The following is a 1,586-nucleotide window of genomic DNA, read 5'->3' as shown; positions in this document are numbered from 1 at the left end:
CGCGGATGAGCAGTAGGGCCAGCCAGCAGATCAGGACGTGGGCGCGGATGCGGTGTTCGAGGCGGTGGAACACCGGTCGGAGCAGCAGTTGCGATTTCAGGTCTCGGAACCCTCGTTCGGCCTCGAGGAGGTTCTTGTAGCCCAGGGCGGTGTCCTCGGCGGTGATGGCGGGGTCGGAGGTGGCGATGAGGTACTTGCCGTCGAGGCGTTCCTCGGCTTTGACCTTGGCCTTGTTGACCTTGAGGCGTCCGTTGGGCTGCTGGGTCAGCCATCGGCCCAGGGCGGGATGGTCGCGCAACGCGCATTCGGCTCGCACGTGTGCGGCTTCGTTGCGCTGGCGGGTCTTGTCGCCGGGTGGGCGTTTGGCGTCGCGTTCGCGCTGGTCACGGATGCGTGCGAGTTCGGCTTCGACGCGGGCGATAGCGTCGTCACGTTGCTGCTTGTCCCGGGCGGCCTGGTCGGGGTTGTGGCAGATGACGAACCGTACGTCGGCGCCGTCGATGCGTACTTCCTTGACGCGCAGGTTGTCGCGGACCTGCTGGTAGCGGCCTTGACGGGCCAGGACCTGTTCGACGAGGGGGTTGCCGTCGCGCATGCGCATCCCGGCGATGTAGTGCCCGCCGGCGCGTCGTAGGTAGGCCAGGTTGTCGGCGGAGGAGAACCCGCGGTCGACCACGGTGATGACGCGGCCGAGTTTCCAGTCGCGCATGTCGTCGCGGACCTCGGCCAGGACCTGCTGGTCATTTGAGTTGCCGGGCCAGCACCAGCAGCGAACGGGGATGCCTTCCTTCGTCACGGCCAGGCCGATGACGATCTGCGGCAGGTCACCGCGGTGGTCCTTGGAGTGCCCGAACCGGCGGAACGCGTCGGCGCCGTCGTCTTCGGTGTCGCGTTCGAAGTAGGTGCTGGTGGTGTCGAAGAACAACAGGTCGACCTCCAGGTTGAGCAGGTTCGCCACGGCGAAGAACACCGCCTCCTGCACCCGCCCGGCGGTGTCGGCGTCCACCAGCAGGTCCATCGCCCGGTAGGCGTGGTCGTCGTCCATGCTCGCCAGGCCCGGGATGACGGTGTCCTCACCGACCCACTCGGCGGCCGACAGCTTGCTCATCGGCGCCACCGCCCGGTTGGCGACCAGCGCGAACAACACCCGTTCCATGTTCGTCGTGAACCTGCGCGCGTCTGCGGCGGCGCGCACCGCCGCGGCAACGTCCAGCCGCCGCCACAGCCCATCGAGCAGCCACACCGCTCCGATCGGGCGGGAGTCGACGACCTCCAACGCGGCCGTCCCCACGGCCAGGCCCGCCTCCACGCCTGCACCGTCGCCGTCGTCGCCGAAGTGCTTGTTGATCGACGCGGCGAGCCGGCGCAACCCATCGATGTCGACCTGGTCGACGCGGCCCAGGTTCATCAGCACATCGGGTTTGACCTTGCCGTCCACACGACGGTTGTGCGCAAGGCGACGTAGCGCACGACGCTGCCATCGGCGTTGGCCCGCGACGTGAACCGCAAGTACATGACCACGAAGAAACCACACCACCACTGGCAGCACAAGATGCGAATCTCCAGTCGTGTTACTACACTTCCCA

At 67.3% G+C, this 1,586-nt stretch carries 1 protein-coding gene; it reads right to left on the bottom strand.

Going from position 1 to position 1,586, the window contains the following annotated elements; all coding sequences use genetic code 11:
* On the bottom strand, positions 1–1,586 hold a 1,586-nt coding region (locus AB0M52_RS33815; protein ID WP_363961948.1), incomplete at both ends, for an IS1634 family transposase.

The organism is Micromonospora sp. NPDC051296, assembly GCF_040682255.1.
Taxonomy (GTDB): domain Bacteria; phylum Actinomycetota; class Actinomycetes; order Mycobacteriales; family Micromonosporaceae; genus Micromonospora; species Micromonospora craterilacus.
This window is presented reverse-complemented; position numbering and strand designations above follow the sequence as displayed.